Source organism: Collinsella sp. BG-O-102 (assembly GCF_023656745.1).
In the GTDB taxonomy this organism is placed as follows: domain Bacteria; phylum Actinomycetota; class Coriobacteriia; order Coriobacteriales; family Coriobacteriaceae; genus Collinsella.
This window is the reverse complement of record NZ_JAMOKO010000007.1, coordinates 70924-85070: the sequence shown is the minus strand read 5'-3', so window position 1 is coordinate 85070 and position 14147 is coordinate 70924. Positions and strand designations below refer to the sequence as shown.

Annotated in this window: 14 protein-coding genes; 12 read left to right on the top strand and 2 right to left on the bottom strand. The window is 57.8% G+C overall.

All coding sequences use genetic code 11. The features are described from left to right. Positions 1-99: 99 nt before the first annotated feature. Positions 100-1266 carry an AgaS family sugar isomerase gene (locus NBH09_RS05095; protein WP_250787258.1) on the top strand — a complete coding sequence of 389 codons (1167 nt, stop codon included), beginning with the start codon at positions 100-102 and terminating at the stop codon, positions 1264-1266. Positions 1267-1384: 118 nt separating this feature from the next. Further along, positions 1385-2554: an N-acetylglucosamine-6-phosphate deacetylase gene (nagA, locus tag NBH09_RS05090; RefSeq protein ID WP_022094606.1), complete on the top strand. Its 1170-nt coding sequence runs from the start codon at positions 1385-1387 to the stop codon at positions 2552-2554. Between the two features lie 75 nt (positions 2555-2629). Here the strand turns inward: nagA and NBH09_RS05085 are convergent, their stop codons facing one another. Further along, positions 2630-3214 carry a flavodoxin domain-containing protein gene (locus tag NBH09_RS05085; RefSeq protein ID WP_195246910.1) on the bottom strand — a complete coding sequence of 195 codons (585 nt, stop codon included), beginning with the start codon at positions 3212-3214 and terminating at the stop codon, positions 2630-2632. A 156-nt stretch (positions 3215-3370) separates the two neighbouring features. On the opposite strand from NBH09_RS05085, the gene NBH09_RS05080 reads away from it, so the two are divergent. The 4 genes from NBH09_RS05080 to NBH09_RS05065 all read left to right on the top strand — a co-directional run bounded on the left by NBH09_RS05080 (position 3371) and on the right by NBH09_RS05065 (position 7680). Continuing rightward, the gene (locus tag NBH09_RS05080) at positions 3371-4252 is read left to right on the top strand and encodes an aldose 1-epimerase family protein (RefSeq protein WP_250787257.1); all 882 of its coding nucleotides are present in this window, start codon (positions 3371-3373) and stop codon (positions 4250-4252) included. Between the two features lie 59 nt (positions 4253-4311). Continuing rightward, a complete protein-coding gene (locus NBH09_RS05075; RefSeq protein WP_055251199.1) occupies positions 4312-5247 on the top strand; it encodes a hexose kinase in 936 nt (311 codons plus the stop codon). A 197-nt stretch (positions 5248-5444) separates the two neighbouring features. Continuing rightward, positions 5445-5918 carry a NanQ anomerase/TabA/YiaL family protein gene (locus NBH09_RS05070; protein WP_117629886.1) on the top strand — a complete coding sequence of 158 codons (474 nt, stop codon included), beginning with the start codon at positions 5445-5447 and terminating at the stop codon, positions 5916-5918. A gap of 778 nt (positions 5919-6696) precedes the next feature. Then, entirely contained in the window at positions 6697-7680 is a 984-nt protein-coding gene (locus NBH09_RS05065; RefSeq protein WP_250787256.1) for a site-specific integrase, read from the top strand. A 37-nt stretch (positions 7681-7717) separates the two neighbouring features. Here NBH09_RS05065 and NBH09_RS05060 read toward each other — a convergent pair whose 3' ends face one another. Then, entirely contained in the window at positions 7718-8452 is a 735-nt protein-coding gene (locus NBH09_RS05060; RefSeq protein WP_250787255.1) for a hypothetical protein, read from the bottom strand. Between the two features lie 292 nt (positions 8453-8744). On the opposite strand from NBH09_RS05060, the gene NBH09_RS05055 reads away from it, so the two are divergent. The 6 genes from NBH09_RS05055 to NBH09_RS05030 all read left to right on the top strand — a co-directional run bounded on the left by NBH09_RS05055 (position 8745) and on the right by NBH09_RS05030 (position 14140). After that, positions 8745-8999, top strand: coding sequence for a MerR family transcriptional regulator (locus tag NBH09_RS05055; RefSeq protein ID WP_225093924.1), 255 nt, complete (start codon positions 8745-8747; stop codon positions 8997-8999). After that, positions 8987-9853, top strand: coding sequence for a DnaB-like helicase C-terminal domain-containing protein (locus tag NBH09_RS05050; RefSeq protein WP_225093923.1), 867 nt, complete (start codon positions 8987-8989; stop codon positions 9851-9853). The genes NBH09_RS05055 and NBH09_RS05050 overlap by 13 nt, the downstream gene beginning before the upstream one ends. Positions 9854-10317: 464 nt before the next feature. Next, positions 10318-10776, top strand: a complete 459-nt coding sequence (tnpA, locus tag NBH09_RS05045) for an IS200/IS605 family transposase (RefSeq protein WP_055287554.1) — start codon at positions 10318-10320, stop codon at positions 10774-10776. Between the two features lie 149 nt (positions 10777-10925). Further along, the gene (locus NBH09_RS05040) at positions 10926-11264 is read left to right on the top strand and encodes a plasmid mobilization protein (RefSeq protein WP_250787254.1); all 339 of its coding nucleotides are present in this window, start codon (positions 10926-10928) and stop codon (positions 11262-11264) included. Between the two features lie 9 nt (positions 11265-11273). Then, on the top strand, positions 11274-13178 hold the full coding sequence (locus NBH09_RS05035) for a type IV secretory system conjugative DNA transfer family protein (protein ID WP_250787253.1): 1905 nt from the start codon (positions 11274-11276) through the stop codon (positions 13176-13178). A 26-nt stretch (positions 13179-13204) separates the two neighbouring features. Next, a complete protein-coding gene (locus NBH09_RS05030; RefSeq protein WP_225093920.1) occupies positions 13205-14140 on the top strand; it encodes a relaxase/mobilization nuclease domain-containing protein in 936 nt (311 codons plus the stop codon). The last annotated feature ends 7 nt before the right edge of the window (positions 14141-14147 follow it).

The window sequence follows — 14147 nt, the reverse complement described above, 5'->3', positions numbered from 1 at the left end:
CATATGGTGATTCTTTGCATTTAACTGGTTACTACCAGATAACCAACCGAAGTGTATAATTGCACGTCAGAGGATTACTTCTAGAGAGAGGTATTAGAAATGTTCGAGAAGAGTGTCGAGGAGCTCACCGAGCTCGGCGCCCAGATCACCACGGCCGAGATTGCTCAGCAGCCCGAGCTTTGGCGTGATACGCTCAACATCTATCGCGAGAACAAGGAGGCCATCGAGGCCTTCCTGGCCGAGGCTCGCGCTATGGGCGAGGGTCGTCTGTCCGTTGTCTTCACCGGTGCCGGTACGTCCGACTACGTTGGCGATACCTGCGCCCCGTACCTGCGTCACGCTGGCAACACTGATCTCTACGACTTTAAGCCCATCGCCACGACCGACATCGTGAGCGCCCCGCGCGACTTCCTGCGCGCCGAGGATCCCACGCTCGTGGTTTCCTTTGCCCGCTCTGGCAACAGCCCCGAGAGCCTTGCCGCCGTTGCCGTTGCCAAGGAGCTCGTCCACAACGTCAAGTTCCTCAACATCACCTGCGCTCCCGAGGGCAAGCTCGCCGTCGAGTCTGCCGATGATCCCAACGCGCTGACGCTGCTCATTCCGCGCGCCAACGACAAGGGCTTCGCCATGACCGGTTCTTATTCCTGCATGACCCTGCTCTCCACCCTTATTTTCGACACTGCCTCTGACGAGCAGAAGGCCGAGTGGGTCGAGACGATTGCCAAGATGGGCGAGGAGGTCATCTCCCGTGAGCCTGAGATCGCCGATTACCTGGCTGGCGACTTCAACCGCGTGACCTACTTGGGTTCTGGCTCCTTCGGTGGCCTTGCCCAGGAGAGCCAGCTCAAGATCCTCGAGCTCGCTCACGGTCTGGTCGCTACTTCCTACGACACCTCCATGGGCTATCGTCACGGACCTAAGTCCTTCGTCGACGATAAGACGCTCGTCTTCGTGTTCGTCAACAACGACGCCTACACCCGTCAGTACGACATCGACATCCTCAACGAGATCGGTGGCGACAAGATCGCTCAGCACACCGTTGCCGTTCAGCAGGATGGCGCTACCGTCTACGAGGGCGAGTCCTTCACCTTTAAGGGCTACGAGGCGCTTCCCGAGGGCTACCTTGCCCTGCCGTTCGTGATGTTTGCCCAGGCTATCAGCCTGCTCAACTCCGTGCGCGTGGGCAACACGCCCGATACGCCGAGCCCCACCGGCACGGTCAACCGCGTGGTTAAGGGCGTGACGATTCACCCCTTCACCGCTTAATCGCGTCCCCCTGTAAGGGCGCCCGTCCGCTCATAACGGCGGGCGGGCGCTTTTTGTTTTTACATGGACCGGGTATAAGCATTACCACAGTCAACTGCTTTAGAAGCAAGGAGTGCATATGAGCACGTACGCAATTAAGGCTGACAAGTTCTTCTTGCCGGCAGGCCCGCAACTGGGCGGCTATCTTATGGTCGAGGATGGCGTTTTTGGCGCCTGGCAGGCCGACGAGCCCTCTTGCGAGATTAAGGACTACACGGGATCGTGGATCGCACCGGGTATGGTCGATACCCACATCCATGGCTTCTATAACCACTCGACTACCGATAACGATCCCGAGGGCATTGATATCAGCTCGACCGAGCTCGCCCGTCGCGGTACCACCAGCTGGCTGCCCACGACGTTCACCGATGGCGTCGAGCAGATCAAGGATGCCTGCGCCGCCATCGCCCAGGCTGACGAGGGTCGCGGTCCCGACTTCTGCGGTGCTCGCATTCAGGGCATCTATCTGGAGGGCCCCTTCTTTACCATGAAGCACGTGGGCGCGCAGAACCCCGCTTATCTTATCGATCCCTCCGAGGAGGTCTTCGATCAGTGGCAGGAGGCTGCGGGCGGTCGCATCGTCAAGAGCGCCATGGCGGCCGAGCGCGACGGTGCCGCTGCTTATGCGGCTGCTCTGAATGCCAAGGGTGTGGTGACCAGCATCGGTCACTCCGACGCCACCTACGATGAGTGCATCGCCGCCATCAACGCCGGTGCCAGCTGCTTTACGCATACCTATAACGGTCAGCGCGGGCTGCATCACCGTGAGCCCGGTGTCGTGGGCGCTGCCATGTCCACGCCCGAGACCTACGCCGAGATCATCTGTGACGGCAAGCACGTTAACCCTGCCGCCATCAAGGCGCTGCTGCAGGCAAAGGGCTGGCAACACACGGTGCTCATCACTGACTGCCTGGGCTGCGGCGGCATGCCCGAGGGCAGCTACACCAGTGGTGGCATGGACGTCATCATGAAGGACAACCTGTGCTGGCTCGCCGACGGCAAGAGCATTGCCGGCTCGGTGCTCACGCTTGCCCAGGGCGTCAAGAACATCGTTGACTGGGGCATCGCCAGCGCCGATATCGCCATTCGCATGGCAACCGAGGTGCCGGCACGCTCCGCGCACATCGAGGATAAGTGCGGCAGCATCATGCCGGGTCGCGACGCCGACTTTGTCGTGTTCGACCATGAGCTTACCCTCGTCGAGACGTATGTTGGCGGCCAGAGCGTCGGCAACGCCTTTACCGAGTAACGATAGAAAAAGACGGCGGGCCCGAATCTGCTCGGACCCGCCGTATGGGTTAAACGCTCAAAAGCACCTTCACAGTTACAGCTTGTTAGCGATCTTCTTTGCCGTGCGCTTAACGCCGGCCACCAGGCCTCCTGCAGGATGCTCCTTCTCGTATGCTAGACGCTTCTCACGTTTGGCGTACTCTTCGACGATGATATCGCCGTACTCATCTTCGATCTTGTCGAAGAAGTCGACGGCGCCCTTAATTTCCTCAGCGGTCGGGTGTCCCTTTTGGACACCGCCGGCGAGTTTGAACGGCCCCCACGTATCAAAGCCGGGGCAGCCGTAGACACCCATAAAGATGGCCTGCCTCATGCGGCAGATGCCATCGATATCCTTGCCGTACCACTTGTTTTTGCCACCGTAGGTCATAAGGCCAAACACCTTGTCCTGCGGCTGCAGCACGTTGGTCAGTACACGTGCCATATCCTTGTCGATCTCGGAGTAATAGATGCCCGTGGCGACGCCGATTAGATGATATTCGTGCAGGTTGGGGTACTCGTTTTTGCCGAGTGACTTCACGTCGAGGGTATCGATCTCGGGGTGCGCCTCGACGATGGCGTCCACGAGCTTTTTCGTATTGCCGTGATGGCGCGAGGCGTAGAGGATGATGGTTCGCATAAGAAGGCCTTTCAGCTGTAATTGCATCAATGTCTGTATGGTACCCCGTTACATGGCTGGGATACCGGACGCATCGATGAACGTGCGGGTTTGTCCTTTGGTCAGGGCCGAGACGGGTACTTGCGAGCAAAAAGCAGTTGTTCGAAAGGATGGGCAATGGAATACGCTCTCTCCAACGATTCGATTTCTATTAAGGTGTCCACGGCTGGTGGTTCGTTTACCTCGATCGAGGCCGGAGGTCGCGAGTATCTGTGGCAGGGCGATCCCGCCGTGTGGTCCGGCCAGGCACCGATTTGCTTCCCGATTTGCGGAGGTTTGCGCGATAACAGCGCCATGACGTTTGCCGGACATCATGTGAAGCTCGCCCGCCACGGCTTTGCGCGCAAGCAGGAGTGGAAGCTGTTGAGCCAGAGCGAGAACGAGCTGGCGATGTGCCTGGCTTCGGAGGATAACGCCGCGCTGCTGAGCGATTATCCGTATCCGTTTAAGCTTGTCGCCCGCTATACGCTCGAGGACGCCGCCGTGCGTGTCTCCTATGAGGTTACCAACGAGGGCACCGAGGACATGCCGTTCTTTATCGGTGGACACCCCGGCTTTAGGTGTCCGCTCGACGAGGGCGAGGCCTATACGGACTACGAGTTGCGTTTTGAGAAAGACGAGGCTGCGGAGCTCTGCACCGCCGTTCCCTCGACCGGATTGATTGACGTGACCAACCGCTCCAAGAACCCCATGGTGGGAAAGACGCTGCCTCTGTCACATGAGCTCTTCGATTTTGCGGAGACCATCTTTGACGTGCTCGAGAGCCGTCAGGTCACGCTTTCCAAAAAGGGCGAGGACAAGGGCATTCGCCTGAGCTTTGAGGGCTTCCCGTACCTCATTGTGTGGAGCAAGCCCGAGGGTGATTTTGTGGCAGTTGAGCCCTGGGGCGGCCTCTCGACCTGTTCCGATGAGGATGACGTGCTTGAGCACAAGCGCGGTTGCCTTATCGCCAAGCCCAAAGAAACCATCGTGCGCTCGTTCACAATCGAGATTCTGTAGTCGCATGTAGCCAATTCGTTTTGCAAGGCATAAGGAGCCTGCGAGATAAGGAGCTAGAAATGATCCTCACCGTTACGATGAACCCGTCCGTCGATACGCGCTATCAGCTCGATGAGCTCATTATCGACGACGTCAACCGCGTGACGCCCGAAAAGACCGCCGGTGGCAAGGGCCTCAACGTGGCCCGCGTCCTGGGCCAGCTGGGCGACGACGTTGTGGCAACCGGCTTGCTTGGTGGTCATATGGGCGCCTATATGGCCGAGCTCATGGATGCCAACGGCATTAAGAATGATTTTGTGCCCATCAAGGGCGAGACTCGCATCTGTCTCAATATCCTTCATGCTGGCAACCAGACCGAGTTGCTCGAGAGCGGCCCGACGATTGCCCCCGAGGAACTCGATGCCTTTACCGCCAAGTTCGCCGAGCTTGCGAGCAAGGCCGATGTCGTTACCATCTCGGGTTCGCTGCCCCGCGGCGTCGAGGCGGACTACTATGCCAAGATCACGGGCATTGCCGAGAACGCCGGCGCCAAGGTGCTGCTCGATACCTCGGGTGCCTCGCTTGAGGCTGCGCTCAAGTCCGAGGTCAAGCCTGAGCTGGTTAAGCCTAACCTGACCGAAATTAACGGCCTTCTGGGCACGAGCTTTACCACCGACGATGTGGACGAGCTCCGTTCCGCGCTCGCCTCTGACGCCCGCTTCTCCGATATCCCCTGGGTCGTCGTATCCATGGGTGCTGCCGGCTCAGTTGGCTTCCACAATGGCCGTGCGTTCCGCGCCAAGACCCCCGATATCCCCGCCGTTAACGCTACGGGCTCTGGCGATTCGACCATTGCCGGCTTCGCACATGCGATTGCTGCCGGCGCCGACGACGAGACGGTGCTGCGTACCGCCAACACCTGCGGCAAGCTCAATGCCATGGATCCCATGACTGGCCACTTGGTTATGGATCGTTGGGACGAGGTTTACAACGGCGTTGTCGTGACCGAGCTGTAGGAGCTTGTGCTGCGGCCCCGGCATCGGTTGCTAGCTCATGTCGCCGACAGGTGCAGTAGCATTATGCCGGGGCGCGACGCCGACACTGTCGTGTTCAATCCCGACCTTACCCTGGTCGAGACGCATGTGGGTGGCAACAGCGTCGGTAATGCGTTTGCCGAGTAGCCGCCAAAGAAACGATCCGAGAGGGGATTTAGATGATTTACGGTGCATTGGGCGATATCGAGGAGTACCGTGGAATGCTCAAGGGCCTCGACGTGCTGATCGATTGGCTCGAGGAGAACGATCCGGCGAAGCTCGAGGTCGGCAGCCATCCGATTCTGGGCGACAAGGTCTTTGCGAACGTCATGGCTCCCACGACGCGTCCCGAAGCCGAGGCTCACTATGAGACGCATCAGCGCTATCACGACCTGCAGATCGACGTCGAGGGTCGCGAGGCCTTTAAGGTTGCCACGGGCAGCCTGACGCTGGTTCAGGAGTTTGACGAGAAGGACGACTACGATCTGGTCGATTCCGACGCCTCGATCGCCGGCGATCTTGCTGACGACAAGTTTGCGCTGTTTGTTGCCGGCGAGCCTCACATGCCCACGCTCGAGTTCCCGGGCGATGGCGCGCAGCCGGTCAAGAAGATCTGCTTTAAGCTGCTTGCAGACGCTTACTGGGAGGAGTAACGCGCTGCTCGGCTGAGCTGTTCGTGCGCTGGCGTGATTTCCCTAGGGGAATCACGCTGCGACCCCGCCAACCGTGTTTTCCCTAGGGGAATCACGGTTGGCGGGGCTTTTTGTTGAGTAGGGGAGTTTCCGGCGGCGTTGTGCCTGGATTGGCGGATGTGCGCCCGAAATCGGCAACAAAAAAGCCGCCCGAAGGCGGCTGTCTTGTGTAATGGAGCCAGCGACCGGGCTCGAACCGGTGACCCCCGCTTTACGAGTACGTGAATTCGGCATTTGACGAGATGAGGCCAATTTCACTGAATTAAAAGGAAGCGCAGGTAGAAATAGGTAATTAACAATTATTGAGCTAGCTATTAGAATCATATTTCCCACTATTTTCACACTTAGAGAGACTTAAAAGTGTGAAAAGTTTCGATTAGGCTTGCTGGCAAAGCTTTAAAGGCTTTGCCAGCAAGCCTAATCGAAAATCTAACGAGGGATATGATTGCAGGGATTGATAAAAAAGACCGCTCGCGGCACATCGGAATGCATCGATAAGAGCAAAGGCGTCTATCGGATTTATTTTTCCCTGGGAAAAGATCCGGAGACAGGACGGTACCGCCGTAGTCCGTCACGCAGGGTTCACTGCAGAAGCAAGAACCCGAAAAACTGGCCGAGTGAAGTCGCCAAGGCGCTGGAGGCCTATAGAGCTGAACTTGAGGGCGCTTCCAACCGTGGCAATGGTCCTCTGGGCCTATCAGATTATGCGGACAGGTTTCACGCGAACAGGGAGTCGACCATGGGATCACCTCTTGCTTATGAGCGTGAAGGTTTGGACATTCGTCACATACGCGAGCTGTTCGGCAATCCCGATCTCACTCGGCTTAAATCGGATGACGTTCGCACTGCTTATGCCAAGGCTAGAAAAGAAGGCCGATTCAGCGAAAGTGAAATTCGCCGCATCCACATCAAGCTCAAACAGGTAATGGAGGATGCCGTCGATAACGACCTCGTGGGCAAAAACCCTTGTAGGGGAGTGAAACTGCCCAAGCAGAATGTCGAGGCTCGTAAGGCGCTGAGCGCCGATGAGGCGGCAAGGCTTCTTGCGGTCCTTTTGGAGGAGAAGCCATCTTCCTTTATCACATGCACAATGCTTCTACTTCTCTGCGGTTTGAGGAAGGGGGAGGCCCTTGGTCTCTCATGGGAGGATTATGACCCCGACGCCAAGACTCTGAGGATAGTAAAGCAATATACGAACGACAGGACATTGAGGCCGCCTAAATCAAAGATGAGCAGGCGTAAGATTTCGGTTGGAAATGAACTTGCCGACTATCTGGACAGGTGGAAAGCCATTCAGCGGAGTGAGTTCGATTCCTTTGCAGTGGGGCAGACTGGAGAAACGCCCATTGTCCATTCCATTGGGATCGTTGACGCCGCCAACGGCAAACGGGCTCTTGTGACCCGGATGGATGGACATAACTATTCAAGGGCGTTTAGGCTGTTTGCGGCGAAAAACGGCTTCGGTACTTTTAAGGAGAGCAGGGAAGTCATTGGGAGTGACGGCGTCAAACGTACCCGCTATACGGGTTATAGCGGGCTGAAGCCTCATGAGCTTAGACATACGCAAGCGACTTTGCTCGTTGGTGCCAATGCGGACATTAAGACGATCCAGGCGCGTTTGGGCCATGCTAGCCCATCGACGACGCTGTCTATCTATAGCCACTTTATCGAGGCAAATGACCAGAAGGCAGCATCAGTGCTGGATGATCTGCTGAAGGGCTAAAAAGGGCTAAAAAAGAGGCCCCTTTGGGGCCTCTTTTTTAAGCGACATTGTTTCGGTAGATCATTGCGCCATATGGCGGCTCCAGCTCCATAGACTGATAGTAGCTGGCATCTAGAAGGTTGAAATAACAAATGATGGGGGCGGCTAGGTGCTCGTCCATATTTAGGTAATGTCCATCATCATCTGTGACCAGTTTGACCTCGTCGCGCATCACGTCGGTCATGCGGGGCCAGAGTTTGGTTGCGCGCTGCAATTTGTCCTTTTGACTGTACTCTCCGTTATGGAAGAAGGCAAAATGAGGCGCATCGTATTTTGCGCCGCCGCGAATTTCGATAATTCCGACCTGGCTGCAAGACTTCGCGCATTCCTCTGTTTCCAATAAAGTCCAAGAGGAGGGGAGGACAGCGTAATCGCCGCCGAGGAGATCGACCCGTCTCATTCCCTGGGGCCTCTCCTCTTTCTCGCAATATAAAGAGAAATGGTCGTGGAGCCTCTGGAATTGCTCTCGATAAAGTTCCAATTGACTAAAACTCATTTCTTCTGATCCGTCAACGGGAAGGGCCTTCATTTCATTGGTGATTTGCCGAGCTTCCCTGAGGCACGCCTCATCGAGGGCCCTGGCGACCCTCGGCTGCAACCCCGTGAGCAGGTTGCATAGATAGTCGATAGCCTCGCCGGTGCTTCTGACTGATTCGGGGTTCTTGAGGCGTAGCTCTTCGATTTTCTCCGGGGTCGTCGCCTGAACAGTTGTTCCGAACTTAATTTTCCGCATCTTACTTCCGGATAATGGTAAACGTCCCATAACCACTCCAATCATCGTTGTATATATATTAAATCAGTCAGACAATAAAGTCTATACAGTCAGAAAGTGAATTAGAAATTAGAACTGTAACTAGATATGATTGTGCAACAGACAGTGTTACAATATAAACAGTAAGCGCCTGACCAGCTTGTTTGAAAGGAGTTATTTTATTTTCGGTCATTGATTAAAAAGCCGCCCGCCCTTCCCTATCTAAGTTTGGCGACGAAGGGGGAGGGGCGAGCTAGCCTGAAAGGATTCTACCATGATTGTAGAGCCTGAACCGTACGCTGCCGTACAAGCATCAACTGCGGTTTCTTCTGATTCCAACTTGGGCCACGAGCGCCTTCTTGGCATCGCTGAAGTGTGCAAGATAACCGGCTTGAGTCCGGTTACGGCCTCGAAGATGATGAAGGAGAGCGGGCGCGCGATTGCGTTGCACCGCCGCATTTACATCCTTGAATCGAGCTTCTTTGCATACCTCCATGAATTGGAGGCGAGCGAACCGTGCCGGCTTTAAATCCCATGAGCGTCGGCCTCGACGAGACCGCCTTGCGTATCTTAAAGAATAGGCCGCTTGGGCATATCGAACACGGTGCGCTGGATACTATCCTCGGAGGTCTTCGTCAATACCTGTGCATCGTCCCCGGCGGACCCGGTACGGGTAAAACAACGTTTATGCAGCAAATCGCCGACGGATGGGCCATTGCTGGCCATCCGGTGGTCATCTTTGAGGGCGAGCTCGGGCGAGACAGCATGCTCGCGAAGAGCCTCACCCGCATCTCGGGCGGCGAGCTCACGCACGATGATATGAACGGCGATGGCATGTCTGAGGACAAACGCGGGCTCTTCGAGAAGGTTCTCGACATTTACGCCCGCAGCATCGCCGAGCGAATGTATATCATTCCTGGTGAAATTAAATATGCCGGGATGCGAAAGGCAATCGAAGAGGTTGCCGATAAACATGGCGAACCGCCACTGGTTATTGTTGATTACGCGCAAATCGTCTCTTTGCCGCAGGAACTGCGCATTGCCGACGAGCGTATCGGTCTCAAGCTCGTCGCTTCCGAGCTCCGCCGAATCGTGGATGAGGCCCATTGTCCGCTCTTCGCTATCTCATCAATTAACCGCGTTAATTACGACAAGCAGACCACCGGGCTTCAGGCGATAGGCGGGTGCAACATGTTCGAGTATTCGGCAGATCTCGTTATGTCGCTTTCTATTAAGGGCGATAAGCCCGAAGAGCGTAATGCCAATATGTTGCTTAAAAAACGGCCCGTCATTGCTTCAATCACAAAGAACCGTTACGGTTCCTGCGGTATTGTCGAGTTTGAGTTCAACGCACCAGCAGCGATGTTTACCGAAATCGGCTAATTATGGAGCCCGGACCCTACATTGGTGGATACCGGGCTCCCAATCCATGCTTGTCGTCCGATGAGCTCGCGCGCGCCGAGAACAGGGATCTTCCTCTGCTCTCGGCCGATGAGCTCATTTGGGAATGGAAGCGCCTGCTCGATGCTCTCGATATCTATAGAGAACAATGGCGACCATACCGTATATATCTCGGCAGCTTGCCGGGAGTCCCCTTCGATGTCTGGGCGAGGGTGAGGATTGGGCGCATCGGTCAGATGCTCCAAACAATTTCAACTTAATAAAAGGGGCGGGGCCGATGCGTCGGCCCCGCTCGGATTCAAGACTTTAGTCCGCTGGCCGCGCAGCGGCCAGCTTTAAACCACCCGCTACGCGGGTGGAGACAAACGGCTTTACAAAGCCACCCCTCCGACCGATATTGACGATTGTTCAGGCCGTCAAGAATTCGAGTCGAAGGGGTGGTCGCCATGGCCCAGAAGGCCTACAGCCTTTCCCACACGAAGTGGATGTGCAAGTACCACATCGTGTTCACGCCGAAGTATAGGCGCAAAGTGATCTACAACCAAATCAGGAGCGACATAGGGGAGATCCTCAGGAAGCTGTGCGAGTACAAGGGGATCGAGATAATCGAGGGGCACCTGATGCCCGACCACGTGCACGTGCTGCTGGCGATCCCGCCGAAGTACAGCGTCGCGAGCGTCATGGGCTACCTGAAGGGGAAGAGCTCGCTGATGATATTCGACAGGCACGCCAACCTCAAGTACAAGTTCGGCAACAGGAAGTTCTGGGCGGAGGGCTACTACGTGTCCACCGTCGGCCTGAACGAGGCGACGATCGCCAAGTACATCAGGGAGCAGGAGTCCCACGACATCGCGCTGGACAAGCTGAGCGTGAAGGAGTACGAGGACCCCTTCAAGAGGGGGTGATGCTGCCGGTTCGACCGGCGCGCCACGGGTCAAGATGCACTAGGCCTGGACGAAGTCCGGGCCCGCGCCTTTAGACGCGAGCCCGGGGCCCGTGGGTTATACCCTAAGAGCAAACCACCCTTTTTAAGGGTGGTTCTGATTGGATGGTTATGACTTCCATGAATACGCATATCAACGTACGGATGAGTGAGTCGCAGCGTAAGGCTATCGAGGAGAAGGCGGCGGCCATGAACATGCCGGCGTCCTCCTTCATGCGCGATGCCGCCCTGCTCTGCGGCGAGAAGCCGGTCAGGGTCGCCGACGCGGGGGAACTTGCCGGTATCAGGACTGAGTTGAAGAAGATCGGCACGAACCTCAACCAGGCGGTCCGCGCCCTCAACACCTACGGGTCCGATCCGGTCGTCCTCAATAATCTCAACCGGGCGACATCAATCGTCTCGACGGCGGTGGGCTGGGTCAACGACCTACTCGCCCGTGCGAGAGAGTAGGTGGTTCTCGTGAAGGAGAAGGTGGTCATGGCGCTGGTTTTCGCAGCGCTGCTTACCGCGGGGTTTGCGCCACTTATCGCCATTCCCCTCGATTGCATGATCCTCGGATTTCCAATCGAGCTGAGCTCGATCGGATTCACCCTGAGCGTGGATAACACCATTTGGTGGTGGATTAACGTGGGGCCTCATTGCGTCCCTGGCTGTCTCGCCTCGTTCGCGCTGTTCCTGTCGGTATTCGTGCTCATGCAGCTATCGGCTTCCTCGAAGGAGCGAGCCGCCGACGGAGGTGTACTTGGGGAGGCGCGGGTGAAAACGGGGCCGGAGACCATCCGGGGCTCGGAGATTTGGGACGGGCACGGACAGCCGAAAAGCAGAGGATTCGTGTACGGGTTTGAGAAGACGCTGTTCGGCTCCAAGTATCTGTTCGAACCGAGGCGGCACATGTTCCTCGACGGCTCAACGGGTGCCGGAAAATCAAGATCGCTGCTGATCCCGACAATTGATCTGCTGACGTATGGGGCGGATGACGGGGAATCGAGGCCGCAGACCATTATCGTGTCCGATGTGAAGAGTGAGCTCATCGAGTTGACGGGCGACGAGCTGGAGCGTCGCGGGTACCGGGTGCTTCTGCTGGACGCCCAGCATCCCGAGAAGAGCGACACGTTCAATCCACTGGAAATGGTCGATAGGCTCGCGAACGGGGGGAATCTGCCGGGGGCTGAGCAGGCCGCGGATACCGTCGCCCGTACGCTCATCGCCGGGGAGGGCGATGCGAAGGCGAGCCACTGGACGGAATCCGCGCGGTCGCTGCTCGCCGCGACGATCCTTCTGGTCGTGCTGGACGAGGGCTGCCCGCGGGGCTGCAAGCACCTCGCGACGGTCTACCACATCATGTGCCTGGGGACGGAGGGGGCCGGCGAGGATCCGTGTGAGCCGCTGAAGGGCCTGTTCCGTTCCCTGCCGCAGGGGCATCCGGCCCGCTCGCGTGCCTCACAGTTCATCTCGAGCGGCGGCAACGAGCTGAGGAGCATCGTTTCCACGCTAAAGGTCAACCTGAGGATCTACGCTTCGGCGCCGATTGCGCGAATGGTCTCGGGCGATGATATCGATCCGAGTAGAATCCTGAGCGAGAAGACCGCGCTGTTCCTCCACGTGATGGACGAGGGCTCCCCCTACAACGCGATCGCGGCGGTCCTGTTCGAGCAGCTCTACGCTGCCGTGTATTCCATCGCGGACGCAGCTGGTGGAAAGCTGCCGCGGCCGGTGTCCATCCTCGGCGACGAATGGGGGAACCTGCCGAAGGTCGAGTGCCTGCCTAGCCTTCTCAGCCTTGGGCGCTCGTACGACCTGTTCTGGATGGGCGCAGTCCAGAACATCTCTCAGCTGAACAAGTACGGCGAGCGCGACGGACGGAAGAAGATCCTGGCAAACTGCGGCGTCAAGGTCGCCATGAAACTGGGCGAGGCCGAGGACCGCCAGTATTTCACCGAGCTAGTCGGGAAGACGACGCGGCACACCATGGGAACCAGCTCGAGCAGGGGGCCTTCGGGCGGTACGGGGTCGACATCCTACAGCGAGCACGCCGACGACCTGATTCATCCTTGGGAGTGGACGGAGATGTCCCCCGACAAGGACGGCGTCATCGTGGTGAAGACCGCGGAGAACGGCGTGGGCAGGGAACATGCGGGGTGCTTCCGGGCCCCTGTCTGCGATTGCACGCGGATGCCGACGAAGGAGCACTTCGATCTGGGGACGCGCGAGCACGAGGCGGCCAAGAGGATGGAATACCAGGCCAGGCTGATATCAAGGCAAATGGGTCGTGAGGACGGCGTCGATCTCTGGACTCCCGAATTCGAGGAAGAGGCCGCGGAGCCGCCTGTTGCCGACGGATGGTCCGGCCTCTTCGTCGACTGACGGCGGTTTTTGAAGGGAGTTGGAAAATGACCGCAATCAAGCAGGCGAGCGTCATGAGCGGGGAGCACCTCCAAAACCTCAAGCGGTATTTCGATTGGGACAGGGAGAAAGTCCTGGACCACGATACCCAGCACATCATCGATGAGGATCGATGGTTCGAGGAAATGGACGCCACCCGGGAGGCGGCCGGGCACAACCGGCCCGGGAAGCAGGGCGCAAGGTGCACGTACATGCAGCATCAGGTGATCGGCTTCAACCCGGACGAGTGCTCCTGCAACGGCGGGCCGATGACGCCCTCGCGTTGCATGGAGTACGCGAGGGACTACATCGCCAAGCGCTATCCCAACCAGGAGATCGTGATTGTGCTGCATGAGGAGAGGTGCAGGTCGGATGGATCGGCCCGATTCGCCGCTCACCTCGCCATCAATAGGACGGACCTCGAGACTGGGCGGCGTCTGAACGACGGGCCGGCGAGGGCGGCGGCGAAATCCCGCGTGAGAACGGTGAAGGAGCTCGATACGAAGTACGGCCTGAGCCAGCTCGAAAGGGGCCTCTCGAACTCGAAGGTGCACGCGCGCCAGCCCGGTCGCGAGGAGCGCGAGATGGCAAAGAAGGGTAGATCCGACAAATCCGAGAACGCAAGGGTCCGAGCGATTGTCGCCCAGAGGGCAGAGGAGGTCGGGAGGCTCAAGAGCTGCCCCGACCGCTTCGGAGAGTTTGCAAGGCGGTTGGAATCGGATGGGATCGAGATCGCCCGATCCAAGCGGGGGGCGCTGCAATACCGCTATCACTCGGAGTCCCTCGGCAAGACGAGGAAGATCAACGGCGCGAGGCTCGGCTACGCCGTCAACCGCTCGACCGGGCGGATTATGAGGTTCACGGCAAGGGGAATCGACCTTGCCATACGGGCCGCGTGGGAGCTGGCTCGCGAGGGTGTGGATGACGAAAGAGGCCGGGACTGACTTTCAT